Origin of the sequence: Microbacterium hydrocarbonoxydans, assembly GCF_011752045.1 — a bacterium.
Classification (GTDB): domain Bacteria; phylum Actinomycetota; class Actinomycetes; order Actinomycetales; family Microbacteriaceae; genus Microbacterium.
The window spans coordinates 478,157-502,954 of the sequence record NZ_JAAKXW010000003.1; the positions used below are offsets into that span (position 1 = coordinate 478,157).

Annotated in this window: 25 protein-coding genes; 10 read left to right on the plus strand and 15 right to left on the minus strand. The window is 70.7% G+C overall.

Annotated elements, in window-relative coordinates:
- Positions 1-8: 8 nt before the first annotated feature.
- Together G6G98_RS13255 and G6G98_RS13260 are read right to left on the minus strand one after the other, a co-directional pair.
- Positions 9-1,169 carry an endo-1,4-beta-xylanase gene (locus G6G98_RS13255; RefSeq protein WP_164234035.1) on the minus strand — a complete coding sequence of 387 codons (1,161 nt, stop codon included), beginning with the start codon at positions 1,167-1,169 and terminating at the stop codon, positions 9-11.
- A gap of 161 nt (positions 1,170-1,330) precedes the next feature.
- Positions 1,331-2,698, minus strand: coding sequence for an MFS transporter (locus tag G6G98_RS13260; RefSeq protein ID WP_164234034.1), 1,368 nt, complete (start codon positions 2,696-2,698; stop codon positions 1,331-1,333).
- Positions 2,699-2,791: 93 nt separating this feature from the next.
- Between G6G98_RS13260 and G6G98_RS13265 the strand changes: the two genes are divergently transcribed.
- A complete protein-coding gene (locus tag G6G98_RS13265; RefSeq protein WP_164234033.1) occupies positions 2,792-3,553 on the plus strand; it encodes an alpha/beta fold hydrolase in 762 nt (253 codons plus the stop codon).
- A gap of 21 nt (positions 3,554-3,574) precedes the next feature.
- Here G6G98_RS13265 and G6G98_RS13270 read toward each other — a convergent pair whose 3' ends face one another.
- The 7 genes from G6G98_RS13270 to G6G98_RS13300 all read right to left on the minus strand — a co-directional run bounded on the left by G6G98_RS13270 (position 3,575) and on the right by G6G98_RS13300 (position 10,179).
- Entirely contained in the window at positions 3,575-3,754 is a 180-nt protein-coding gene (locus G6G98_RS13270) for a hypothetical protein (protein WP_164234032.1), read from the minus strand.
- Positions 3,755-3,863: 109 nt separating this feature from the next.
- Entirely contained in the window at positions 3,864-4,253 is a 390-nt protein-coding gene (gene mnhG / locus G6G98_RS13275; RefSeq protein WP_067356861.1) for a monovalent cation/H(+) antiporter subunit G, read from the minus strand.
- Positions 4,250-4,519: a monovalent cation/H+ antiporter complex subunit F gene (locus G6G98_RS13280; RefSeq protein WP_164234031.1), complete on the minus strand. Its 270-nt coding sequence runs from the start codon at positions 4,517-4,519 to the stop codon at positions 4,250-4,252. Before G6G98_RS13280 ends, mnhG begins: the two co-directional genes overlap by 4 nt.
- On the minus strand, positions 4,516-5,094 hold the full coding sequence (locus G6G98_RS13285) for a Na+/H+ antiporter subunit E (RefSeq protein ID WP_164234030.1): 579 nt from the start codon (positions 5,092-5,094) through the stop codon (positions 4,516-4,518). Before G6G98_RS13285 ends, G6G98_RS13280 begins: the two co-directional genes overlap by 4 nt.
- On the minus strand, positions 5,091-6,644 hold the full coding sequence (locus tag G6G98_RS13290; RefSeq protein ID WP_164234029.1) for a Na+/H+ antiporter subunit D: 1,554 nt from the start codon (positions 6,642-6,644) through the stop codon (positions 5,091-5,093). The genes G6G98_RS13285 and G6G98_RS13290 overlap by 4 nt, the downstream gene beginning before the upstream one ends.
- Entirely contained in the window at positions 6,641-7,213 is a 573-nt protein-coding gene (locus G6G98_RS13295; RefSeq protein WP_067356873.1) for a Na(+)/H(+) antiporter subunit C, read from the minus strand. Before G6G98_RS13295 ends, G6G98_RS13290 begins: the two co-directional genes overlap by 4 nt.
- Entirely contained in the window at positions 7,213-10,179 is a 2,967-nt protein-coding gene (locus tag G6G98_RS13300) for a Na+/H+ antiporter subunit A (protein ID WP_164234028.1), read from the minus strand. The genes G6G98_RS13295 and G6G98_RS13300 overlap by 1 nt, the downstream gene beginning before the upstream one ends.
- Before the next feature lie 100 nt (positions 10,180-10,279).
- Here G6G98_RS13300 and G6G98_RS13305 point away from each other — a divergent pair, with 100 nt between their 5' ends.
- Entirely contained in the window at positions 10,280-11,779 is a 1,500-nt protein-coding gene (locus G6G98_RS13305; protein WP_164234027.1) for a hypothetical protein, read from the plus strand.
- Between the two features lie 15 nt (positions 11,780-11,794).
- Here the strand turns inward: G6G98_RS13305 and G6G98_RS13310 are convergent, their stop codons facing one another.
- Complete coding sequence (locus tag G6G98_RS13310) at positions 11,795-12,859, minus strand: LacI family DNA-binding transcriptional regulator (protein WP_164234026.1); 1,065 nt, start codon at positions 12,857-12,859, stop codon at positions 11,795-11,797.
- A 59-nt stretch (positions 12,860-12,918) separates the two neighbouring features.
- Between G6G98_RS13310 and G6G98_RS13315 the strand changes: the two genes are divergently transcribed.
- From G6G98_RS13315 to G6G98_RS13330, 4 genes are all read left to right on the plus strand, one after another.
- The gene (locus G6G98_RS13315) at positions 12,919-14,145 is read left to right on the plus strand and encodes an MFS transporter (protein WP_164234025.1); all 1,227 of its coding nucleotides are present in this window, start codon (positions 12,919-12,921) and stop codon (positions 14,143-14,145) included.
- Positions 14,146-14,154: 9 nt separating this feature from the next.
- A complete protein-coding gene (gene nucS / locus G6G98_RS13320) occupies positions 14,155-14,850 on the plus strand; it encodes an endonuclease NucS (RefSeq protein WP_067356891.1) in 696 nt (231 codons plus the stop codon).
- A gap of 76 nt (positions 14,851-14,926) precedes the next feature.
- The gene (locus G6G98_RS13325) at positions 14,927-15,376 is read left to right on the plus strand and encodes a hypothetical protein (protein WP_067356896.1); all 450 of its coding nucleotides are present in this window, start codon (positions 14,927-14,929) and stop codon (positions 15,374-15,376) included.
- A 42-nt stretch (positions 15,377-15,418) separates the two neighbouring features.
- A complete protein-coding gene (locus G6G98_RS13330) occupies positions 15,419-16,084 on the plus strand; it encodes an HAD hydrolase-like protein (protein ID WP_067356900.1) in 666 nt (221 codons plus the stop codon).
- A gap of 103 nt (positions 16,085-16,187) precedes the next feature.
- Here G6G98_RS13330 and G6G98_RS13335 read toward each other — a convergent pair whose 3' ends face one another.
- Positions 16,188-16,394 (minus strand): cold-shock protein, encoded by a 207-nt coding sequence (locus tag G6G98_RS13335; RefSeq protein ID WP_067356903.1) that lies wholly within the window; start codon positions 16,392-16,394, stop codon positions 16,188-16,190.
- 355 nt (positions 16,395-16,749) lie between these two features.
- Between G6G98_RS13335 and G6G98_RS13340 the strand changes: the two genes are divergently transcribed.
- Positions 16,750-17,568 carry a shikimate 5-dehydrogenase gene (locus tag G6G98_RS13340; protein WP_208321495.1) on the plus strand — a complete coding sequence of 273 codons (819 nt, stop codon included), beginning with the start codon at positions 16,750-16,752 and terminating at the stop codon, positions 17,566-17,568.
- 29 nt (positions 17,569-17,597) lie between these two features.
- On the opposite strand, the gene G6G98_RS13345 is transcribed toward G6G98_RS13340, so the two are convergent.
- Positions 17,598-18,431: an aldo/keto reductase gene (locus G6G98_RS13345; RefSeq protein WP_164234024.1), complete on the minus strand. Its 834-nt coding sequence runs from the start codon at positions 18,429-18,431 to the stop codon at positions 17,598-17,600.
- A gap of 26 nt (positions 18,432-18,457) precedes the next feature.
- Positions 18,458-19,645: an MFS transporter gene (locus G6G98_RS13350; RefSeq protein WP_067356910.1), complete on the minus strand. Its 1,188-nt coding sequence runs from the start codon at positions 19,643-19,645 to the stop codon at positions 18,458-18,460.
- 106 nt (positions 19,646-19,751) lie between these two features.
- On the opposite strand from G6G98_RS13350, the gene G6G98_RS13355 reads away from it, so the two are divergent.
- Genes G6G98_RS13355 through G6G98_RS13365 form a run of 3 tightly spaced genes read left to right on the plus strand, consistent with a single transcriptional unit; the run spans position 19,752 to position 23,092 of the window.
- Entirely contained in the window at positions 19,752-20,201 is a 450-nt protein-coding gene (locus G6G98_RS13355) for a MarR family winged helix-turn-helix transcriptional regulator (protein ID WP_067356913.1), read from the plus strand.
- Positions 20,202-20,256: 55 nt separating this feature from the next.
- Positions 20,257-22,092, plus strand: a complete 1,836-nt coding sequence (locus G6G98_RS13360; RefSeq protein ID WP_164234023.1) for a substrate-binding and vWA domain-containing protein — start codon at positions 20,257-20,259, stop codon at positions 22,090-22,092.
- A 7-nt stretch (positions 22,093-22,099) separates the two neighbouring features.
- Positions 22,100-23,092, plus strand: coding sequence for a hypothetical protein (locus G6G98_RS13365; RefSeq protein WP_164234022.1), 993 nt, complete (start codon positions 22,100-22,102; stop codon positions 23,090-23,092).
- A 10-nt stretch (positions 23,093-23,102) separates the two neighbouring features.
- Here G6G98_RS13365 and G6G98_RS13370 read toward each other — a convergent pair whose 3' ends face one another.
- Complete coding sequence (locus G6G98_RS13370; protein WP_164234021.1) at positions 23,103-23,333, minus strand: hypothetical protein; 231 nt, start codon at positions 23,331-23,333, stop codon at positions 23,103-23,105.
- Positions 23,334-23,443: 110 nt separating this feature from the next.
- Positions 23,444-24,553, minus strand: a complete 1,110-nt coding sequence (locus G6G98_RS13375) for a hypothetical protein (protein ID WP_164234020.1) — start codon at positions 24,551-24,553, stop codon at positions 23,444-23,446.
- Positions 24,554-24,798 lie beyond the last annotated feature (245 nt).

Below are 24,798 nucleotides of genomic sequence, written 5' to 3' on the forward strand. Positions count from 1 at the left end.
CTGTGCGGTCAGCGGCGAGGCGAGACGCCCGGCGTCGCGTCCCGCAGCGACGCGAGCATCGCGTCGAAGGCGGGCTTGGGCGAGTAGTCGTCCTCGAGGATCGTCGCCCAGCCCTCCCCCGGGAAGACGCCGGGCACCCAGGAGTTCGCGTCAGGGAATCCCCAGACCGTGAACGACGAGCACGCCGTCACGTTCAGGCAGGCCTGCAGCATCGCGTCGTAGCGCTCGGCCTGCGTCGCGACCTGCCGCGGCGTCGGCCCCGTCTCCCCCTCGAGGAGCGGGATGCGGACATCCGCCTCCGTCACGGCGACCTGGAGACCGAGCGCGGCGAAGCGCTCGAAGTTGGCCTGCAGAGAGGTGTCGAAGCCGTACAGCAGGCTGAGGTGCCCCTGGGCGCCGAACCCGCCGAGCGGCGCACCCGCGGCGAGCATCTCCTGAGCGAGCGAGTAGTAGGCGTCTGTCTTCGCGTTGACGCCCTCCGCGTTGTAGTCGTTGAGGAACAGCACCGCGTCGGGGTCGGCTTCATGCGCCCACCGGAATGCATCCACCAGGAGCGCGACCGGATCGTCGGCGCAGGCCTTGAGGAACGGGTTCCGGTCTGTGCGCAGCCGCACCCCTCCGGCATCCCAGGTGTCCTGGAAGATCTCGTTCGCGACATCCCACTCGTAGATCTCGCCCTTGAAGTGACCGACCACGGTGCGGATGTGATCCTCGAGCACGGCGCGGGCGTCGTCGCACGTCCATGTCGCGCTCGCCTCGGTGACCCACGCCGGGTTCTGGCTGTGCCAGAGCAGCGTGTGCCCGCGCACCTGCTGGTGGTTCGCCCGGGCGTAGGCGACAAGAGCATCGGCCGAGGAGAAGTCGTAGACGTCGGGGGCGGGATGGATCGCATCCCACTTCATGTCGTTCTCCGGCGTCACCGACGAGAACTGCGCGCCCAGGACCTGCTGATACTCGGTCGGCGCACCGGGGTCGTAGTCCATGAGCTGCTGCCTGCCCCAGACCGCGCTCCCCACGGCGAGGTCGATGGGCGCCTGGTTCCGCAACGCGCTCCTGTCGGCATCACTGAGGCCGGGGGGCGTGGCGTTCGCGGCGGTCACGGTGCACAGCGGCAGCACCAGAGCTGCCGCTGCCGCGGCCACGATGAGCGATCGAAAGGGTCGTCGCATCGGTTTCTCCTGACGTCGTCGTCGAGATCCGCGGCCCCTGGCCGCAGATTTGTTGCTGAGTGCAACAAAAGATAGCGCGCGGAGCCGCCGGGTGACACGAGTTTCGAAACTCGCTCGACGCCGATCCTTCGGCGTCGTCGCGGTGTCGTCCCGCCGTCGTCTCAGCCGCGTGCCGGCTCCGTCGCGGGTCCGGTCGCGGACTGCGCGGCAGCGCGGCGCGCGATCAGCCAGATGCCGGCCGCGGCGGCGAGGAAGATCGCCGAGAGCATCACCCAGCCCGCGAAGCCGAACGTGATCGCCGTCGCGTTCACGACGAGCGGCGAGGCGAGCGCGCCGAGCGAGAAGCCCATGCCGAACACGCCCTGGTAGGCGCCGGCGCGAACCGGGTCGGCCAACTCGAAGCTCAGGCCCCAGGCTCCGGCCTGCGAGAGGATCTCGGCGAACGTGTGCGCGATCGTCGCGACGATCAGGATGGCGATCGCGGCCCAGGCCGGAAGCCCCGCGGCGAGCGCGTAGACGATGCAGGCGGCGACCATCAGCCAGCCGGCGATCATCGTGACCCGGCCGGCGACCCGGAGGTCGTGCGTTCCGCGCGAGGCGCGCACCTGGAACAGCACGACCAGCGTCGTGTTCACGATCAGCAGCAGGGAGACGAGCACCTCCGGAGCCTCTGTGCTCTCAGTGATCCACAGCGGCACGCCCAGCTCGGCGACGCCGAACTGCATGCCGAAGATCGCCGACAGCAGGCTCAGCAGCAGATACCTCGGATCGCGCCAGGGCGAGCGACGGTTCCAGTCCGTGCGCTCGGCGGCCGCCGCGGCGGCGGCATCCGTGTCGATCGAGCCGGTCGCGGTGCGCACCGGCGCGGCCTTCGCGCGCGGCGCCGCATCCACGGCGGCGGTCAGCCGGAGCAGCGGCAGCGAGCCGAAGGCGCAGAGCAGGCCGGCGCCGACGATCACGAGCCGGTAGCTCTCCCCGGTCCCCAGGGCGAGGGCGATCGCGCCGATGCCGCCGCCCACCGCGATCGACAGGTTGGTCACCGTGCGCAGCACCGCCCTGGCGTGCACGCGGCGCTCCGGGGCGAAGCCGCGCGCGATGATCGCCGAGCGCGAGGAGTGACCCAGGGAGTCGAAGAAGCCGGAGAGGCTGGCGAGGATCAGGGCGGAGACGAAGTCCCCGGCGAACGCGTAGGCGGCGAGCAGCAGCCCGCCGATGAGCTCGAACGAGAACGTGAGGCGGCGGGCGCTCCAGCGGTCGGCCAGCCAGCCGCCGAGGAAGGAGGCGACGACGCCGCATCCGCTCGCGACGGCGAGGACCGCCGCCGCCTGCGCGCCGCTGAGCCCCACGATCTGCGTGAAGAACAGCACCGTGACCGCCAGGAACACGCCGCGCCCGATGCGGGACACCGACGTGGATGTGACGAGCGCGCGGAGGACCGGGTCGCTCAGGCTGTCGCCGATCCTGGTGAGGAGTCTCCTCCGTTCCGCCACCGTGGGGATCTCGTCGGTGGCGGGGTTCGTGGAGCTCATCACCTTCATCCTCGCACGGGGCACGGACGGCGGATGCCCGGCCGGGTGCGGGTGGCGCTCGGGCGCGCGGCATCCGTCGGATAGCGTTGACAGATGCCGAACCGTCTGCTCGCCCCGCAGGATGCGCCGTCGTCCGTCGTGGAGTTCGAGCACGGCGGGGCCACCCTCGTCGCCGAGACGTTCGGCCGCGGACGGCACACCTTCCTCCTCCTGCACGGCATCGGGATGGGGCGCAGCGTGTACCTCGACATCGTGCACCGGCTGAAGGGCCGGGTGATCGCGTTCGACCTTCCCGGATTCGGCGAGGCTCCCGAACCCGAGCGCACGCTCACGATGGAGCGGCACGCCGACCTCGTCGCCGCCTACCTCCGGCACACGAAGGAGAGGCCGGTCATCGTGATCGGGCACTCTATGGGCAGCCAGATCGCGGCCGAGCTCGCCGGGCGGCATCCGGCACTGGTCGCCGGCGTCGTGCTGGCCGGTCCCACGGTGAACAGCGCGGCGCGCAGCATCCGCGCGCAGGCGACCTACCTGCTGCGCGATCTGATCGGCGAGCGTCCGCTCGTGATCCTGCGCGGCGCCCGCGAGTACCTGCGCGGCGGCCCGCACCTGCTCCGCAAGATGCGGGCGACGATCGTGCACGAGGCGCAGCGGGCGTACGCGCGCATGGACTGCCCGGTGCTCGTGCTGCGCGGACAGGACGACCCGCTCGCGCCCATGACCTGGTGCCGTGAGATCGTCGACGCGATCCCCGGCGCCGAGCTCGAGGTCATCCCCGACCACGGACACGGAACGCTCATCAGCGACGCCGCCCCGGCCGCGCGCCTCATCCAGGGCTTCGCCGACCGGATCTGACGGTTCTCGTCCCGCGCTCGATCAGAAGCTGCGGCTGCTGCGGTTCTGGTCCTCCCACAGGGCGCGGATCGCCGCGCTCAGCGCCGGGTCCGTGTCGGGGCCGGCCTGTCCGGCCTTCCGCTTCGCCCGCCATCCTCCCAGCAGCATGCACGCCGGCGGGATGGCGAGGCCCAGGACGAGCGGGAGCACGAGCAGTTCCATGCCCAGATGATAGGCGCGTGGCCGCGATCGGTCCAGGCCTCGTCCGGGCGGAGTTGCGGCAGGAGCCGCCGCCACACGGCTCCGCACACGGAGCGGCGACCCCGGGGGATCAGCCCGCGGCCGGCGGGGTCTGCTTCGACTCGGCGAGCTCGTCGACGACGAGGTGGCGCTGATCCGTGGTGCCGTTGCGGTAGGCCTGCCGGCCGACGATGTGCGCGGACAGCGGGGCGGTCGCGAACTGCATGAGCACGACGGGGGCGACCAGCACCAGGCCGAGCAGGATGCCGCCGATCGAGCGCTGCGACAGCGCGACCGCTCCGCAGATGAGGAGCAGGCCGAGAACCTGGGGCTTGGTCGCGGCGTGCAGCCGGGACGGGACGTCGCGGAAGTGCAGCAGGCCGACCGCGGCCGAGAGGCAGAGCAGGGCGCCGGCGAGGATGAGGGCGAGCACTGCCACGTCGATGACGGCGTCGGGGATCGTGAGACCGAGCAGGTTCATGGCGTCGTGTTGTCCCTTCTCGCGACGAACCGCGCCACCGCGATCGACCCGAAGACGCCGACGGCGGCGATGATCAGCAGCACAGGGATGCTGCGGGTGTGCCCGTTGATCGCCATCTCGGCGCCGAGCACGCACATGACCTCGGTGAGCAGCACGTCGGAGGCGACGGCCCTGTCGAGGATCGACGGCCCGCGCACGATGCGGATCACCGTGAGGATCGCCGCGAGTCCGAACACGACCATGATGGCCGTGAGCAGGATGTTCATCGGGCACCGCCCTTCTCGCGGGCGACGTCGGCCTTCAGCGCCCGGTGCTGCGCCGGGTCGCCGAGCGCGCGCACGATGCGCCGCTCCCAGCGCAGAACGCCGTCGCGCTGCCGGTCGACGTCGGCCATGCTCCGCACGCCGATCACGTGCAGGTACAGGATGCGCCGGTCGCGGTCGGCCTCGACGACCAGCGAGCCCGGGATCAGGGAGGACACGACCGACACGTGGGTCATCATCAGGTCGTCCGCGTAGCGCAGCGGCACCGCGACGATGGCGGCACCCGGCTGCCGGCGGAAGTCGAACACCTGCACGGCCACCGAGAGTGCGCCCTGCAGCACGGCGAACAGGAATTGCACCACGAACAGCGCCGCGTACCAGAGGTTGATGCGACCGGAGAGCTCGACGGTCGGCAGGCGGAACACGCGGGTCACGAACACCGCGACGATGAGGCCGGTGAGGAACGAGAGCACCGTGAACTGCGCCCACAGCAGCATCCACAGCACGACGAGCCAGGCGAGGAACGGCAGCTGCACGCCGATGTCGCGCCAGAGGTGACGACCGGTCTCGGGGCTCATCCCTCCACCTCGCCTTCCAGCTGCACGAGGCTGACCGGCTCCAGCAGTGCCGCACCGATCCGGTCGCAGAGCGCGTAGAGCGGTCCGGCGAAGATCGTCAGCGCCACGGTCACGGCGACCATGCCGGCTGTCGCCATCGTCATGATCCGCGGGATGCGTCGCGTCTCCTGCTGCTCGTCAGCCGCGGGCGCGCCGGTGAGGTGCTCGAGGCGTCCCTCGGTCTCGGTGGAGTCCTCCTCCTCGCGCCAGAACGCGAGGTTCCACGCGCGCATCAGTGCGTAGAGCGTGAGCAGCGAGGTCAGGATGCCGCCGACGATCAGCACGATCATCAGCGGGGTGCCGACGGATGCCGCGGCCTCGAACAGCGCGAACTTGCCGATGAACCCGGAGAACGGCGGCAGGCCGCCGAGGTTGATCGCGGGGATGAAGTAGAGCACGGCGATGACCGGCGCCACCTTCAGCAGCCCCTTCACCCGCAGGATCGACGTGCTGCCGGCCCTGCGCTCGACGAGTCCGACGGCGAGGAACAGCGTCGTCTGCACGACGATGTGGTGGACGATGTAGTACACCGTCGCCCCGATCGCCGCGGGCGTCGCGATCGCGAGGCCGAAGATCATGTAGCCGACGTGGCTGACCAGGGTGAAGGACAGGATCCTCTTCAGCTCCGCCTGCGCGACCGCGCCGAGCACTCCGACGATCAGGGTCGCGAGCGCGACGATCAGCAGCACCGTGTTGATGTCGTTCTCCGAGAACAGCTGCGTCTCGGTGCGGATCAGCGCATAGACGCCGACCTTCGTCAGCAGTCCTGCGAACACCGCCGTGACCGGAGCCGGCGCGGTCGGGTAGGAGTCCGGCAGCCAGAAGGACACGGGGAAGATGGCGGCCTTGATGCCGAACGCGACGACCAGCATCAGGTGCAGCACGAGCTGGGTCTCCTGCGGCAGCTCCGTCATCCGCTCCGCGATCTGCGCCATGTTCACGGTGCCGAGCGCCCCGTAGATCATCGCGATCGACGCGAGGAAGAGGATCGACGACACCAGCGAGACGACGATGTACACGGCTCCGGTGCGGATGCGGGATTCGGTGCTGCCCAGCGTGATCAGCACGTAGGAGGCGACGAGCAGTATCTCGAACCCGACGTAGAGGTTGAACAGGTCCCCCGCGATGAAGGCGTCGAAGATGCCGGCGGCGAGGATGAGGTACGAGGGGTTGAAGATCGAGATCGGCGTCTCATCGGTGCCGTCCGCGGCGCCCTGGCCGATCGAGAAGAGGAGGACGGCGAGAAGCACGATGCTCGAGACGAGCACGAGCAGCGCCGCGAGGCGGTCGACGTACAGCACGATGCCGAAGGGAATCGGCCAGCCGCCGACGGAGACGGCGAGCGCGGAGCCGCCGTCCACGGCCACGAGCAGCACGGCCGCGATGACGGAGACGACGGCGAGCGCCACCACGGTGACGACGGCCTGCAGCCGGGCGCTGCGCCCGAAGATCAGGGTGACGGCGGCGCCGAGCAGCGGAACGGCGACGAGCAGGGGGACCAGTGCGCTCATCGGCTCTCCCCTTCCCCGCCGGATCCCGCGGAATCATCGGAGGCCGCAGGATCGGCGGATGCCGCGGGCCGGTCGACCGGGGCGTCGTCCCGGATCGCGGGGTGGTCCCGCATGTGCAGCACCGTGATCGGCGCGGTCTGCACTCCGACGAAGTCGGTGGTCGCGACGAGGTCGTCGGCGTAGTCGCCCTCGTCGTCGCCCATGAGCTCCTCGTCGGCATCCGTGCGCTCGCGCAGGGCGATGTCGGCCTCGTCGTCCTCGACGGTGTCGGCCTGGCCGAGCTGCCAGGAGCGGTAGATGAGGGCGAGCAGGAAGGCCGAGACGGCGAAGGTGATCACGATGGCGGTGAGGGTGAGCGCCTGCGGGAGCGGGTCGCTCATCCCGCCATCGACGCCGTAGAACGGCGCCTCCCCCGGGACGCCCATCACGATGAGCAGCAGCAGGTTGGTCGCGTTGCCGAGCAGCAGGAATCCGATGAGCACCCGTGTCAGGCTGCGCTCGAGCATCGCGTAGACGCCGCACGCGAACAGCACCGCCATGATCACGATGAGGGTGAGCGACACGTCCATCAGACGTTCACCCCCCGCCAGTGCCGGGGCTCGTCGCCTGCGCGGAGCATCTGGGTCTGCCGGTCGACCTCGGCGCCGAGGCTGCGCAGCACGTCGAGGACGAGGCCGATGACCACGAGGTAGACGCCGACGTCGAAGATCGTCGAGGTGACGAACTCCATGTGCCCGATGCCGGGGACCTCCCACTCCCAGAAGCTGCTGGTGAGCGGGGCGAGCCCGAAGAAGAGCGGCACGACGGCGGCTCCAACGGCGAGGATGAGACCGGCGCCGAGGAGGCGGCCGGCATCCGTGGGGGCGGCGGCGCCGAGCTCCCAGCGCCCTCCGGCGATGTACCGCATGACGAGGGCCATGCCGGCGACGAGGCCGCCGGCGAAGCCGCCGCCGGGGAGGTTGTGGCCGGAGAACAGCAGGAAGATCGACACCACGATGATGGTGTGGAAGAGGATGCGGACGATCACCTCGAGCAGGATCGACCGGTTCTCGGGCTTCATCCGCTGACCTCCGACGAGCCAGGCGCGCGGGCTGCTCCGGTTCTCCGAGGTCTGGAAGCGGACGCCGTCGGTGGTCTCCACCAGGGGGCGGCCGCGGGTGGCCCTCCTCGCGGTCTTCGGGAGGGTGCGCGTCGCGGCGAGCAGGTCGGCGCGATGGGTGACGAACACGAGTGAGGCGACGCCGGTCGCGGCGAGCACCAGCACCGAGAGCTCCCCCATGGTGTCCCAGCCGCGCAAGTCGACGAGCGCGACGTTCACGACGTTCTTGCCGTGGCCCAGTTCGTACGCGAGCTTCGGGAAGGCGGCCGAGATCGGATCCGCGATGCGCGACTGCGTCGCCACGACCGCGACGAGCGCCATCGTCAGGCCGACGCCGATGCCGAGCAGCGCGCGCGGGATGCGGCCTACCGAGGCGTTGTGCTCGCCCATCCGCGCCGGGAGGCGGCGCAGCACGAGGGCGAAGGTCACCATGGTGACGGTCTCGACGAGGATCTGCGTGAGAGCGAGGTCGGGAGCGCCGCTCGTCGCGAACAGCACGACCATGCCGAGCCCCGTCACGGAGACGAGGACGACGCCCGTGTAGCGCTTCTGCGCACGCACCGCGAACACGGCAGCCGCCGCCATCAGCGGGGCGACGGCGACCTGCGCGGGCGTGTGCCACGCGGAGAGCTCGTAGCGGTCGACATCGCCGGCGAGCAGCGCCGTGATCTCGGCGGCGACGAAGACCACGAAGATCGTGCCGACGTACACGGGAAGGGATCCGCGCTGGGTGAGGGTCGTGCTGAGCACGGAGAGCCGGTCGACCCCGCGGACCACGAGGTAGTAGACGTCGGCGGCGGTGAACGGGATGAGCCGCGGCCTGGTGTCCCAGCCGGTGCGCCGGGTGAGCAGGAACAGGGAGACGCCGAGGAGGATCGACAGGATCGAGATGCCGAGCGCGGGCTCGAGACCGTGCCAGAGCGCGAGGTGCCCCGGCCCCTCGGTGGCCGCTCCCGCGTGATCGAGTCCCGGCGCTGCGGTGAGGGCGTATCCCTGCAGGGCGACGTCGAGGGCGGGGGCGCCGATCCCCAGCGCGATCGTGCCGCCGGCGAGCAGGATCGGCGTGGCGATGAAGCCGACGGGGGGATCGGGCCAGACGGTCTCCGGCATCCGGTCGCCGCGCTCGTCGCGCTTGGTCCAGAATGCGCCCCAGAGGAAGCGCGCGCCGTATGCCGCAGTGAGCATGGATCCGAGGCCGACGCCGAGGACCGCGATGAGGCCCCAGGCCGAGCCGCCCTGCGCGTCGTCGAGGAGCGCGGTGAGCGTGGACTCCTTGGCGACGAAGCCGAGCGTCGGGGCGATGCCCATCATCGAGGCGACGGAGATGAATGCCGCCGTCGCCATGATGGGCGCCTGCCTGCCGACTCCGGACAGCTCGGTGATGTCGCGCGTGGACAGCTGCCGGTCGATCACGCCGACGATGAGGAACAGCGCCGACTTGAAGAGCGCATGCCCGATCACGAGCGCCACGCCGGCGAGGGCTGCCGCCTGCGTGCCGTAGCCCACGACCACGGCGAAGAACCCGAGCTGGCTCACGGTGCCGAAGGCGAGGATGCGCTTGAGGTCGGTCTCGCGCAGGGCCTGGATGCCGCCCAGCAGCATCGTGAAGACACCGAGGGAGATGACGATCGCGCGCCAGGGACCGCTGAACGCGAAGATCGGGGCGAACCGGGCGATGAGGTAGATGCCGGCCTTCACCATGGCTGCGGCGTGCAGGTATGCGCTCACCGGTGTCGGAGCGGCCATGGCGCCCGGCAGCCAGAAGTGGAACGGGAAGAGCGCCGACTTGCTGATCGCGCCCACGAGCAGCATCACGATCGCCGCGTCGACGACCGGTCCCTCTGGAGCCAGCTCGAGGATCTCCCGGATGCTCGAGGTGCCGGAATCCACCACCAGCAGGACGACGCCCACGAACATGACGAGCCCGCCGAGCGTGGTCACCAGGAGCGCCTGCAGCGCTGCACGACGGCTGGCGGCGCGACGGCGGTAGTGGCCGATCAGGAGGTACGAGAGGATGCTCGTCACCTCCCAGAACATGACGAGCATCACGAGGTCGTCGGTCAGCACCAGTCCGTACATCGCGCCGGCGAAGCCGAGGAGGACACCGGCGAACTGACCGATCCCGGCGGAGCCGTCGTGGAAGTACCAGCGGCAGTACAGGAGGACGAGGGCGCCGACGCCGGTGACGATGAGAGTCATCACCCAGCCCAGCACGTCCATGTGCATGGACAGGTTCAGTCCGAGCTGCGGGATCCAGGCGACCGACTCGAACGGCGAGGTCCGTGGACCGAGGACCTGGGGCGTGAGTGCGAGAGCGTGGACGAATGCCGCTCCGGGAATGAGCGCGGCGACGGCGAACGCCCGCGCCCCCAGCCAGTGCACGACGACCAGCATCAGAAGCGATCCGAGGAGGAACACCACGAGGAGGGTCAGCATATGCGCGGCTCCCTCGGGGCTCGTCGGCCTTGCGGCTCAGGCGGGCGGGTGTCCGCTCAGTTTACCGGGCGCACAGGCGGCCCCGTGCGAGAGTGGTCCCATGCAGCGCACCTGGGTGCGGGAGACCGCGGGATGGCTCGGCGCCGGGGCCCTCGCGGTGATCGTCGCGGCGCAGGTCGCCTCCACCGCGCGCGCGGAGCTGCTGTTCCGCGACGGGGACTCCCTCGTCGTGGCCCTCTTCGCGGATTCGGTGCTCTCCGCAGCGCCGCTGGACTGGGCGATGTCGAGCGTCCTGTTCCTGCCGGAGACGGCCGTGTTCGCCGCCCTCGACGCCGTGCTGCCGCTCGACCTGAACAGCCTGCTCGCGGTCTGCGCCGTCGTGAACCTGATGGCCGTGTACGGCGCGCTGCGACTGGCGGCCGGGCGCCGGAGGTCGGGCGCGGCCCCGGTCGCCTGGGCTCTGATCGCCACAGCCGCCTTCGGCGCGCTCGCCATGACGGAGGCGTCGCCCTCCCGCGACGCCCTCGAACTGGCGTCACTGCAGCTCACCACCACCTACTACTCCGCCACGGTGGTGGCCGTGATCGCGGCCGTCGGCCTGACCCGGCGCGCGCTGGATGCGGATCGCCGTCCTGTTGCCGCATTCGCCGGGCTCGGCGTCGTCGCCGCGGCATCCGCCCTCACGAACCCGCTCTTCGCGGCCTGGGCGACCGTGCCTCTCACCCTGCTCCTGCTCCTCGCACTGCGCGACGTGGAACGCAGGGGCCGGGTCCTGATGCTCCTGGCCCTCCTCCTCACCGGCACGGGTCTCGGCCTCCTCGTTCGCATTCCGTTCTCGGCATGGATCGCGAACGCGGGCGTCGGATACGCCCGGCCCGCCGAGTGGATGCAGGCGCTGGGCTACTACGGCGGGCTCCTCGCCGAACGGCTCTCCGCGCCGCTCGGCGTCGTCAGCGCTCTCCTGACACTGGCTCTCCTCGCCCTGGCGATACGGAACACGGCCCGAGCGCGGGGGCAGGGCGCCCGCCTGGTCGCCGCCGCGGGGTGGATGCTGCCGCTGCTCGTCGTGATCGGAGGGATCGCCCTGGGCACGCATGCGGCGCGCTATCTGCAGCCCGTCGCCTTCGCTCCCCTGCTCGGCCTGGTCGCCCTGCCGCGCACTGCCGGCCTGCCGCGCCGCCTCGGCGTTCAGCTGGTCTCCGCCACGGCGGTCGTGCTGCTCGCCGCGGCATCCGTCAGCCTCCCCCGGCTGAGCGCGGCCGCCCAGGCTCCGGACCGCGACCTCGGCTGCGTGACCGACTGGGTGGAGGGTTCCGGCCGCATCGGTGCCGGGCAGTTCTGGACGGTGCGGCTGCCGAAGGCGCACCTGGACGACTCCGCCCTGCTCGTGCAGGTCGATCACCGCCTGAACGCCTATGCCTGGCTGGTGAACCGCACCGATTTCGTCGTCGGCGAGGTGTCGTTCCTCGTCGAGGATGCGCAGACCGTGCCCTGGGACCTCCCGGTGTCCGCCGTCCCCGAGGAGATCGTCGACTGCGGGCGCTACCGGATCCTGGACTTCGGCGCGCAGCGTCTCCCGCTCGGCCCGCAGCGCAGCTGAGGGCACTGCGGGCGGTCAGCGCGCGGGCGGCGCCGTGGTCGTCCCCTGGCGGAACCGGCAGGTGAGGTGCTGGGTGAGGCCCTGCTCTCCGCGCAGCATCCGCGCCACCTGCTCCCCCGCGGCCCTGCCCTTCTCGACCGCGGGCTGCACGCTGGTGGTGAGCACCGGGCCGCCGAGTCCGTCCACGGCGATGCCGTCGAAGCCAGCCACGGAGAGGTCCTCCGGAACCCGCAGCCCCAGCTCTTCGGCGGCCCGGATCACGCCGACGGCGAGCAGATCGCTCTGCGCGAGGACCGCGGTGGGGCGGTGAGCGGCGTCGGCGAGCAGCATCCGTCCGACCAGGAGACCCTCGTCGATGAGGCTGCCGGATGCCGAGATCGCCGGCGCATCGGGGAAGACGGAGCGCATGCCCTCGAGGCGGTCGATGGTGACGTCGACGGTCGCGGAGGCGATGCGCGCCGGCGTGACCGGCAGCCGATCGCGCGTCGTGTCCAGCGGCAGCGTGACGAGAGCGACGTCGGTGTGCCCGAGTTCCCGCACGTGGCGCGCCACGTCGGCGGCGGCCGCGGCGTTGTCGAGGGTGATCCGCGGGACCCCCTCCCCCGCATCTCCTTCGATGACGACGACGGGAAGACCCCTCCCGCGCACGATCTCGAGGGAGGAGCGGGTGCGCCCGGAGCATCCGATCAGCACCACGGCGTCGACCGGAGCGTTCGCGAGCGCGGTGCCGTCGCTCTCCGCCGGGTCATCGCGCATCAGCAGGATGCCGGCGCTGAGATCGGCGAGGCCGTCGGTGAGCCCGTCCATCATCGCGGTGGTGACCGGGTCGAGGAACGCCGCACGCAGATGCCCCTCGAGCACCACAGCGACGATTCCGCTGCGTCCGCGGCGGAGCGAGGCGGCGCGCGGATCGGGCCCCGCATAGCCGAGCGCCGCGGCCGCGGCGAGCACGCGCTCACGCGTCGCCGGGGCGACCTTGGCCTTTCCGCTGAACACGACCGAGGCCGTGGAGGTCGCCACGCCGGCTTCGCGCGCGACGTCGGCGATCGTCGCCCGGCGCGAGGTCTCCTGACTGCTCATACTCCGAGGATAGCTCCCCGGGTTTCGAAGGCTCGAATCGATTCGATAGGCTGTGCCGCATGGACACCGCCCTGACCCGCTCCCAGTTCGTGCGCTGGCGCATCGCCATCTTCGCGATCTTCCTCGCCAGCGGTCTCTCGGTCGCGACCTGGGCCTCGCGCGTACCCGACATCAAGGCGGGCCTCGGCGTCGACAACGCTCAGATGGGTCTGCTGCTGCTCGGCATGGGCATCTCGTCGATCCTCGGCATCTCCACGAGTCCGGCGGTGATGGCCCGGACCGGCGCGCGGCTCGGGATGCTCATCACGATGCTGTGCTTCGGCGCCGGCGTCGCGCTGATCGGCATCGGCACCGACGTCCTCGGCTCGCTGCCCGTGGTGGTCGTCGGCATGGTGCTGTTCGGCCTCGGCAACGGCTCTGTCGACGTCATGATGAACGTCGAGGCGACCGCCATCGAGCAGCAGATGGGCAAGACGATCCTGCCGGTGTTCCACGCCTTCTTCAGCTTCGGCACCGTGATCGGCGCCGGCGCCGGCGCCCTGCTCGTGCAGCTCGGCGCCGACGTCGCCGGGCACACCCTTCTCATCGCCGCCGTCATCGCGGTCGCCGCGGTCGCCTGCTGGGCGAACGTGCCGAACCGCGAGGCGGCCCTCGACCCGGAGCCGCACGAGAAGCCGCACTGGCGCGAGCGGATGCACGTCGCCCTGGAGGCCTGGCGCGAGCCCCGCACCTACGCGCTCGGCGTCGTGATGCTCGGCATGTCCTTCGCCGAGGGCGGCGCGAACGACTGGCTGGCGCTCGGCGTCTCCGAGGACCACGGCGCGGGTCCCGTCGCGGGCGCCGCCGCCCTCGCCACCTTCTCCGTCGCGATGACGGTCGTGCGCCTGTTCGGCGGGCCGCTGGTCGATCGGTTCGGCCGCGTCATCGTGCTCCGCATCCTGTCCGTCACCGCGGCCGCCGGCATCCTGCTGTTCATCCTCGCGCCGAGCACTCCCCTGGTCTTCGTCGGCGCCGCGCTCTGGGGCATCGGCGCCTCCCTCGGCTTCCCGCTCGGCATGTCGGCCGCCGCCGACGACCCGGCGAAGGCCGCCGCCCGGGTGAGCGCGGCCGCGACGATCGGCTACATCGCCTTCCTCGGCGGGCCGCCCGTGCTGGGCTTCATCAGCGAGCACATCGGGCTGCTGAACACGCTGTACATCCTCGTGGTGCTCGCTGCGCTCTCCGGGTTGTTCTCGGCGGCGGCGCGGCCTCTCCGTGCGGACGAGATGGCCCCCGCGACGAAGTAGGCTCGTCGGGTGCGTCTCGTCATCGCCCGCTGCTCCGTCGACTACACCGGTCGGCTCAACGCCCATCTCCCGCTCGCCACGCGCTTGCTCGTGCACAAGGGGGACGGGAGCCTGCTCGTGCACTCCGACGGCGGCAGCTACAAGCCGCTGAACTGGATGAGCCCGCCGTGCTCCCTGAACACCGAGGAGCCCGGCGAGGAGGAGGCCGGCGCCGGAGTCATCGACGTCTGGCGCGTCACCCACAAGAAGACCGGCGACGCCCTGCGCGTGCAGATCTACGAGATCATCCACGACTCGAACCACGACCTCGGGATCGACCCCGGCCTGCAGAAGGACGGCGTCGAGGCCGACCTGCAGCGCCTGCTCGCCGAGCAGGTGGAGCTCATCGCCGACGGCGCGACGCTGGTGCGCCGCGAGTACCCGACGGCGATCGGGCCGGTCGACCTGCTGGTGCGGGATGCCGACGGCGCGGCGATCGCCGTCGAGGTGAAGCGCCGCGGCGACATCGACGGCGTCGAGCAGCTCACCCGCTACCTCGAGCTGCTCGGCCGCGATCCGCACCTCTCCCCCGTTCAGGGCGTGTTCGCCGCGCAGGAGATCAAGCCGCAGGCCCGCGTGCTCGCCGAGGACCGCGGCATCCGCTGCCTGGTGCTCGACTACGACGACATGAAGGGCATCGAGTCGGGAGCCCCGCGCCTGTTCTGACGATCATCCGCGCGGTGTATCGCGATCACCCCGCAGGCGGATGACCCGCCCCGGCCCCGCGGAGGAGGCTGGGGGCATGAACACGCGTCCCGTCGTCCGAGCCGTCGCGCTCGGCGCCCTCGTCATCCCCACGGCCCTCCTCGCCACCGGCTGCACAGGCCTCTACAACCAGATCGTGCACAAGGAGGTGGACCTCACGTTCGAGGACCGTCAGGCGCTCGAAGACGGCTGGGACAGGGATGCCGCGTGGGTGCCGGCCGATGCGACCGGCATCACCGGCACCGCGTCGACGGATTCCGCCGTCGCCGCGATCCTGCTGCGCAGCGACGAGGAGCTCGATCCGGCCGTCTGCGCCGAGACGGCCCGCGCGTCGGCCCCGGTGTACGCGCTCGACGGGGCGCCCGACGTCTTCGCGATGGACACCGTCTACGCGTGCGGCGACTGGACCGTGGTCGCCGCCGACGACGGCTGGCTCGGCTGGACGCCGAGCAACCCCGCCGAGAAGGCGGCCTCTCCCGGGTCCTGACGCACGTCCGGAGGCGCCATCGCGCGACCATAGGCTGGAGGCATGCCTGCATCCCCCTATTCCTGCGTGCTCTGGGACGTCGACGGAACGATCATCGATGCGTCGGTCGGCATCCTCCGCCGCCTGAACGTCGCGCTCACGCACTTCGGCCAGCCCGCGCCGACGCGCGCCGACCTCATCCACTGGATCGGGCCGCCCATGTTCCAGTCCTTCCAGGACCAGGCCGGGATGACGCCCGAGGAGGCCGCGGAGGCGGTGCGGTTCTATCGCACGCTCGGCAAGGCCGACGGCTACACCACCGACGTCAGCACGTACCCCGGCGTGCCGGAGATCATCCGCGACCTGCACGCCGCCGGCGTGCCGCAGGCGACCGCGAGCTCGAAGCCGGAGCTCCAGGTCGACGCCCTCGTCGACCACTTCGAGCTCCGCCCGTACTTCCTCGCCACGGCAGGGGCGACCCCGGACGAGTCGACGCTCGCCTCGAAGGCCGACATCATCGTCGAGGCGCTGCGGCGGCTGCGCGAGCGCGGCGCCGACACGTCCCGCCCGGTGCTCATCGGCGACCGTCATCACGATGTGGACGGCGGACGAGCCAATGGCATCCCCGTCGTCTTCGTCGACTGGGGCTTCAGCGACGCGCATGAGGGCGATGCTGCCGCGTACCGGGTGTCATCCCCGGATGCGCTGCGCGCCCTACTCCTTAACTGAATCCCCGATCAGGAGCGGTTTCGTCGACCGAAGCACAGAACTCCCCGCCGGAGGCCGCGCGGAAGGCGGCTCCCGGTGCGGGGAGTTCTGGGGTCGTCCGCTCTCAGAGCGGACGGATGTTCTCGGCCTGCAGGCCCTTGGGGCCCTGCGCGACATCGAACTCGACTCGCTGGTTCTCCTCGAGAGAGCGGTAGCCGGATGACTGGATGGCGGAGTAGTGCGCGAAGACGTCAGCGCCGCCGTCGTCGGGGGAGATGAAGCCGAAGCCCTTCTCCGAGTTGAACCACTTGACCGTGCCCTGGGTGCTCATTTACTGCCTGTTCTGCTGGAAAAGAAGCCGACGCAGGATGCACCGACATCGCTAACGCTAGTGGAGCAGGCCCCTGGCGGTATAGCAGGTGTCAGCCCGTAACAGAAATGTTGCATGAGCGGCGGGCGGGCCCGGCGGCCGCGGACCCCGTCCGGAAAATGGTGTGGCCCTCACCGCGGGGGGAGCGATGAGGGCCGAAGACGACCGGAGGGTGCGTCAGGAACAGCATAACCCCTTCCTCAGACTTTTGTCCCCCTTTTGGGGGACATTTTTGGAAGAAAGTTGAGTCACAGTCTGGTGCCTGGCGGACGGGGTCACCGGGGTGCCCGTACGGCAGCAGGACTAGCCTGGTCGGGTGACCATGCTGAACAAGGACATGACGCTGTGCATCTCGCTCTCGGCACGGCCGAGCAACAACGGCACGCGGTTCCACAACTTCCTCTACGAGGCCCTCGGGCTCAACTGGATCTACAAGGCGTTCGCACCCACGGACCTCGCCCAGGCCATCGCCGGGGTCCGCGGCCTCGGGATCCGCGGCTGCGCGATCTCGATGCCCTACAAGGAGGACGTCATCGCGCTCGTCGACCGCATGGACCCCTCCGCCACCGCGATCGACTCCGTGAACACGATCGTGAACGACGGCGGCGTGCTCACGGCGTACAACACCGACTACTCCGCGATCGCCCAGCTCATCCAGCGGAACGGTCTCGACACGGCCTCCTCCGTGCTGCTGCGCGGATCGGGCGGCATGGCCAAGGCCACCGCCGCGGCCTTCCGCGACGCCGGCTTCTCCGACGTCACCCTCATCGCCCGCAACGAGCAGAACGGCCGGGCGCTCGCGGATCTCTACGGCTTCCGCTGGCTCCCGGATGCCGAGGGCGAGACGGCGGACGTCATCGTGAACATCACCCCCATCGGCATGGCCGGCGGCGTCGACGAGCACGCGCTCTCGTTCACGGAGGAGCAGGTCGCGGCGGCATCCGTCGTGTTCGACGTGGTCGCACTGCCCGCGGAGACTCCGCTCATCCGAGCCGGCCGCGCGGCGGGGAAGACCGTCATCACTGGCGCCGAGGTGGCGACGCTGCAGGCCCTCGAGCAGTTCGTGCTCTACACCGGCATCCGCCCCTCTGCCGAGCAGGTGCGCGCGGCCGAGGAGTTCATGCGGGCGCAGTAGCCCGGCGCGGTCTCCCCGGCCGCTCCCGCTCAGCCGTTGAACGCGGCGGGGTGGGGGCCGGTGCGTCCGTCACGCTCGAGGAGGTCGATCGCGGCGAGCTCCTCGGCGGCGAGCTCGAAGTCGAAGACATCGATGTTCTCCGCGATGCGCGCCGGAGTGACCGACTTCGGGATGACGACGCGCCCCTGCTGCAGGTGCCAGCGCAGCACGATCTGAGCCGGCGTCTTGCCGTGGCGGGCGGCGATGTCGGCGACGGACTGCTCGCCGAGCACGGCGCCCTGTGCGAGCGGGCTCCACGCCTCGGTGACGATGCCGCGAGCCGAGTTCGCCGCGACGACGGCGCGGTTCTGCAGCGCCGGGTGCAGCTCGACCTGGTTCACCGCGGGGACGATGCCGCTCTCGGTGGCGATGCGCTCCAGGTGCTCGGGCTCGAAGTTCGAGACGCCGATCGCACCGACGCGGCCCTCGGCGTACAGCCGCTCGAGGGCGCGCCAGGTTTCCGGATACGTGCCCCGCTCCGGGGTGGGCCAGTGGATGAGGTACAGGTCGAGCCAGTCGAGGCCGAGGCGGTCGAGCGCCTCGTCGTAGGCACGCAGCGTGGAGTCGAAGCCGTGGTCGGAGACCCAGACCTTGGAGGTGACGAAGAGGTCGTCGCGGGCGATGCCCGACTCGGCGATCGCGCGGCCGACGCCTGCCTCGTTGCCGTAGATCGCGGCGGTGTCGATGCTGCGGTAGCCGGCCCGGATCGCGGCGGACACGGCTGCCGTGGTCTCGGCATCCGGCACCTGGAAGACGCCGAAGCCGAGCTGCGGCATCTCGATGCCGTTGTTCAGGGTGACGGTGGGGACGGTGAGGGTGTTCATCGATTCTCCTTGCGGGATGAGGGCGGTCAGACCGTGGCGACGGTGAGCGTGGTGGGTGAGACGGCGCGGGCGGGGCGGGCCAGTGCGGCGGCGATGCCCATGACGACGAGGGCGGATGCCGTGATCGCGGCGCCGATCCAGATGGGGGAGGTGTAGCCGAGTCCGGCGGTGATGCCGACGCCGCCGGCCCAGGCGCCGAGCGCGTTGCCGACGTTGAAGGCGCCGATGTTCGCGCCGGAGGCGAGCGTGGGGGCGCCGCCCGCGTACTGCATGATGCGGCTCTGCAGTCCCGGCACGGTGCCGAAGCCGAAGCCTCCCATGAGCACGAGGATCACGATCGTGGCGGGCTGCGACCAGGCGAGCACTCCGAAGGCGACGAGAACCACGACGAGGGCGGCGATGAAGCCGAGGAGAGTACGGTCGATCGAGCGGTCGGCGAGCCGGCCCCCGATCGCGTTGCCCGCGACGAGGCCGAGACCGAACAGCACGAGAAGCCACGGCACGGCGGAGGCGTCGAATCCGGTCACTCCGGTGAGCGTGTAGGCGATGTAGGTGAAGGCGCCGAACATGCCGCCGTAGGCGAGCACGGTCACGGTGAGCGAGAGCCAGACCTGCGCAGAGCGGAAGGCGCGGAGCTCGTGCCGGAGACTCACCTGCTCGCCGCTGGTCTGCGGCGCCTTGACGAGCGCGGCGATGCCGGCGAGGGCGACCACCCCGATGACGGAGATGACCCAGAACGTCGAGCGCCAGCCGAACTGCTGGCCGAGGAAGGTGCCGAAGGGGACGCCGAACACGTTCGCGGCGGTGAGGCCGGTGAACATGATGGCGATGGCCCGGGCCTTCTTGGCGGGCTCGACGAGGTCGGCGGCGACGACCGAGCCGATACCGAAGAACGCGCCGTGGCTCAGCGCCGCGAGGATGCGGCCGATCATCGCGGTCGTGTAGTCGGGGGCGAGCGCGGTGAGCACGTTGCCGGCGATGAAGAGGACGACGAGCCCGACCAGAACGGGCTTGCGGGGCAGTCGGGTGGTGGCGGCGGTGAGTCCGAGCGCGCCGACGACGACGCTGAGCGCGTAGCCGGAGATGAGCCATCCCGCGGTCGCCTCTGCGACCGCGAAGTCGGTGGCGACCTCGGGGAGGAGGCCCATGATCACGAACTCGGTGAGTCCGATCCCGAAGGCGCCGATGGCGAGTGCGATGAGTCCGAGTGGCATGGTGTGCTCTCTGCTAAGATAGTTGCAGACGCGGGATATTGCGTCATGAGCACTAATCATTGCACACGCAACTATCCCGCGCAAGCAACTACATTTCGGAGGCACCATGGGCATCTCGGACGACGCCGTCGAGATCCGCGCGCGCGGGTGGCGCACGCTGGCGGCGCTGCACGGCATCATCGAGGCCGAGCTGGAGCGCGCACTCGGCGCATCCGTCGGCCTGTCCGTCGTCGAGTACACCGTGCTCGACGCCCTCAGCCGCCAGGACGGCTGGCACATGCGGATGCAGCAGCTGGCCCGCGCGACGGCACTGAGCCCGAGCGCCACCACCCGGCTCGTGACCCGGCTCGAGGACCGCGGGCTGCTCACCCGCATCCTCTGCGCCGACGACCGACGCGGCATCTACACCGAGCTCACCGCCGCCGGGCAGAAGCTCTACGAGCAGGCGCATCCGATCCACGACGAGACGCTCGAGCGCGTGCTCGGCGAGGCGGTCGCACAGCCCGAGCTCGCCCCCGTCGTGCACGCTCTGCAGGGGAGCGTGGTCCCGGCCTGAGGACCGGCTTCGCCGATCCGCCGTCAGCGGCGCCAGACGTGGGTACCCTAGGCCCATGAGCGCGCCCCGCAACGCACGACGGTTCACCATCCGGCGGACCTCCTCCGCGATCGCCATGGCGGTCACCGCCGCCCTCGCGCTGGCCGCGTGCACGGGCGACGGCGGCGAGACGCCCGACGGAGGCCAGGGATTCCCCGACGACGGCTGCACGCATCTCACCATCGCGACCTCGTCGGAGAAGGTGAACATGCTGGACGAGCTCGCCGACGCGTTCAAGGAGTCGCCGGAGCACGACGACCTCGGCACCTGCGCCACGGTGCGGCCGATCAACGTCTCCTCAGGCAACGCCACCCGGTTCCTCACCTCCGGCGAGGACTGGCCGAGCGACGACCGCTCGCTCTGGCCGACGCTCTGGTCGCCGGCATCCACCGTCTGGACCGACCGCGTCGCCGCCGCGGCATCCGCCGGCCTCGTGGGAGACCCCGCGTCGTTCACCCGCACCCCGGTCGTGTTCGGGATGCCGGAGCCGATGGCCGAGGCCCTGGGCTGGCCGGACAAGCCGGTCAGCATCACCGACCTGTCGCGGCTCTGCCAGGACCCCGCGGGCTGGGGGAGCGTCGGCAAGGACATCTGGGGCGCCTTCAAGATCTCGAAGACGAACCCGAACACGTCGACGACGGGCCTCTCGACGATCCTCATGCAGGCGTACGAGGCCTCGGGCAAGCAGGCGGACCTGACGAGTGCCGATGTGGAGGGGGCCGCCGACTTCTCCCGCGTCTTCGAGGAGTGCGTCATCCACTACGGCGACACGACGGGCAACGTGCTGACGACGCTGTACGACGAGACGCAGAACGGCGCGAACGGCTCGGCCTACGTCTCAGCCGTCGCCCTCGAAGAGACCTCGCTGCTCAACTACAACCAGGGCAACCCCGACTCGCACACTGTGCAGCCGGGCGAGACGCTCACCCCGCCGAAGACGAAGCTCGTCGCCGTGTACCCTGCCGGCGGATCGCTGTGGTCGGACAACCCGGTCACCGTGCTCGGCGCCGACTGGGTCACCGCGGAGCAGCGCACCGCAGGCGAGGCGTTCGCCGCGTTCCTGCAGACGAATGCGGCGCAGAGCATCGTTCCCGAGTACGGCTTCCGTCCGCTGGACGAGTCCGTCCCGCTGGGCGAGCTCTTCACCGCGAAGTACGGCGTCGACCCCGCCCAGCCCGCGATCACGCTGCCGAAGCCGGACGTCGACGTCATCTCCAGCGCGATCGACCAGTGGACGCAGGTCCGCAAGCCCTCCTCGGTGCTGGAGCTCATCGACATCTCGGGGTCGATGGACGACCCGATCGGCGACGGCCGCTCGCGACTCGACGGGGCGATCGAGGGAGCCCAGGCGACACTCGACCACTTCCGTTCCAGTGACGAGATCGGCGTGTGGGCGTTCACCACCGGCATCTCCTCCGACGAGGGCGACGGCATCCAGGTGCTGAGGGACGTCACGGCCCTGGGCTCCGACGGCGAGAAGCTCGACTCCTCCCTCGACGACCTCCGTTACGCACAGCGCAACGGCACCCCGCTGTACGACTCCGTGCTGCTCGCCTACGAGGCGATGCGCGAACGCGCCGAGCCGGGGCGCATCAACGCGATCGTGGTGCTCTCCGACGGCGAGGACACCGACTCGCGGATCTCCCTCGACTCGCTGATCGCACGGATCGGCAAGAGCACGAAGGAGGGCGGCGACGACGCCCCCGTCCGCATCTTCACGATCGCCTACGGCGAGGGGGCGGATCCGACGGCGCTCCAGCGGATCGCGGATGCCACGGGAGGGCAGCTCTTCGACGCCTCGGATGCCGAGCGCATCGACCTCGTCTTCGCCTCCGTGATCAACAACTTCTGAGGTGCGCATGAACGTGATCGCGGCCAGCAACCCCTGGCTGGAGGATGCCGTCACCGGCATACAGGGCGGTGACCTCTACGTCTCGCCCGACGTACCGGACTCCGCAGGGCTTTCGGATGTACTTGCGGAGGCGATCCCGGATGACGGATCGCTGGCCGTGGTGGTTCTGCCCACCGAGGCCGCACTCAACATGCCTTACGACACATACCTCCTGGAGCAGCTCACCGCTGCCGCAGATCAACAGACCGTGATCCTCGCGATCGGCGACGACCTGATGGCGGATTCCGTCGTGCTCGGGGACGACGCTCTCCGGATCGCGAACGAGAACGAGAGCTCCGCAGGCGACCTGCAGCAGGCCCTCGTCGAGACGGTCCGGGAGATCGAGGCGGCGACGCCCTCCTCGCCCGGTGGTCCTGCCGGCGGCGGGGACCTCCTGATGCCCGTGATCATCGGCGGCGTCGTGCTGGTCGCCGCGGCCGGCACGGCGATCGGCCTCCTGGCCCGGCGCCGCCGGAAGCCCGCGGCGAGCGCCGACCCGGTGCCGGCCGGCATCCGCCTGCGGGTGAACCGCCTGCGGGAGCTCGTCCCCTTCTACGCCGCCGTCCCCGGCAATCCCGTGGCGGCCGAGACCGCGGCCGGCATCGACGCGCTCGCCTCTCATGTGGAGCAGCTGTTCGTCCGCCTGGACGCGAAGGCCGGCGAGGACCAGAGCGTCCTCGCCGAGGCGGAGTACTCCGACAAGCTCGCCCGGCTCGTGGCCGCACTCGACCGCGACTACCTGCTCGACCTGCTCACCCGTCCCGACCTGTGGGACGACCCCGACGACCGCATCGGGGAGGTGCGCGAGGCCCTCGCCGGCCTCACCACGCAGATCGTCGACAACATCAAGCAGGTGAACGCCCGCAAGGGCCTGCTCTTCCAGGTCTCGCTCGACTCCCTCATCGGCCGCAGCGAGCTGCGCGACTGGGAGCGGCAGTTCCGGCAGAGCTCGGGGGAGTGACCGGCGCTCCTCACTCGACGGCGTCGCGGAGGTCCTCCGGCGGATCGGTGAGGGGGAGGTCCGGCTCGCCTTCCGGACCCGGGTCGCCCTGGCCGTCCTCCCCGAGTTCGGCCTCCTGCGGCTCCTCGCCCTGGGTCTCGGGCTGCTCCTCGTCCTCCGGCATCGTGGCGTCGGAGAGCTCCTCCGATGGCAGATCGGGAAGCGGCGCCTGGCTGTTCACGAATGCGTCTGGGTTCGACATGGTGCTCCTGTCACGGCGGTGGATCCTCAGCATCCGTCCGGGCCCTCCGGACCGCACGGGCCTTGACGCCGGGGGTCCGCGGGGGTAGTCCCGCCGACCCCCGGCATCCGTCAGATCAGCTCCAGCACCGGCCCCTCGTGCACGGCGCGGTAGACCGCGTTGCGGATGCCGTTGGCCTGATCCGAGGTGAGCGTGCGGTCGATCGGGCGCAGGACGATCCGCAGCAGCAGGTTGTGCTGCCCTGGACGCGTGAGCAGGCGTGTGCGCGCGGCATCCGGCAGGTCCTCGTGCGCCGTGCGGGCGAGGAGCTCGACGGCCTCGATCACGTCGGCGTCCGTGGCGAGCGCGGTGCGGATGCGGTCGCCGAGCGTCTCCTCGTCCTCGTCCGCGCCGGTGACGACGGAGATGTCGCGCCGCGAGGCGGGGAGCGGGGAGACGTGCTGCCAGGGGTCCAGCGTGAGCATCTGCTCGGCGATGCGCGGATCGGCTGCACGGAGATAGCGGATGTCCGGGATCCCCTTTCGGAGCATCAGCGCACGCTCCAGGCCCATGCCGAGCGCGAGTCCGGACCACCTCTCGGGGTCGAGACCCGCACCGCGGAGCACGTCCGGGTGGATGCGCCCGCACTCGGCGAGCTCCAGCCATTCGCCGTCGTGGCGCACGTCGATCTGCCGGCCGCCGAGGGTGTACGGGTGCACGGCATCCGTCACCCGCCATTCGGCGCCGGGCAGCACCGCATCGACGAGGACGGCGATCATGCCGAGCATGTCCTCGTCGCTGGTGTCTCCGGTGCTGCGGACGCGCCAGAGGTCGACCTGGTGCGGTTCGCCGACGTGGCTGCGGTCGACGGCATCGCGCCGGTAGACCATGCCGGGCGCGACGAGGAGCTCGTCGACGTCTGTGCGGCCGCGATACGCCTCGAGCGCTGCCGGCATCTCGGCGCTCATGTGGCTGCGGAGCATCACCCGCGGACTGAGGTAGCGCGTGTAGCGGCGGGCCCGCGTGACGTCGTGCGGGTCGTAGCCGAGGCGGTCGTAGTTGTCGTGCACGGGCACGATCGGGGACGAGCGGATGCTGCGCACGGTGCAGCCCCACTCGTCGCGCAGGGCTGTCACGACGGCGTCGAGCAGGACCTGGACGGCGTGCTCTCCCTGGACGGGATCGGTCAGATCGCGCAGCGTGAGGGCGCGGTGAAGCTGGTCGGGGGTGAGGTACGACATGGTGGTCTCCATTGCTTGCAGGTGGCGAAGGATGGGGCTTCCCCCGGCCGTGCCTGCGGAGACCAGTGCGTCAGGAGCGCACGAGCAGGACCCCGCGGCCGTCTCCCGGCCGGGGGTGCGGAAATCGCTGCTGCCTGCAGTGCATGGGACGAGGATAGCGGGCGAGAACAGGGGAAGGGCCCTGTGATCATCCGGGAACATCGCCGAAACATTGCCGCTGTACCGTCGCCAGCGACGACGATCGG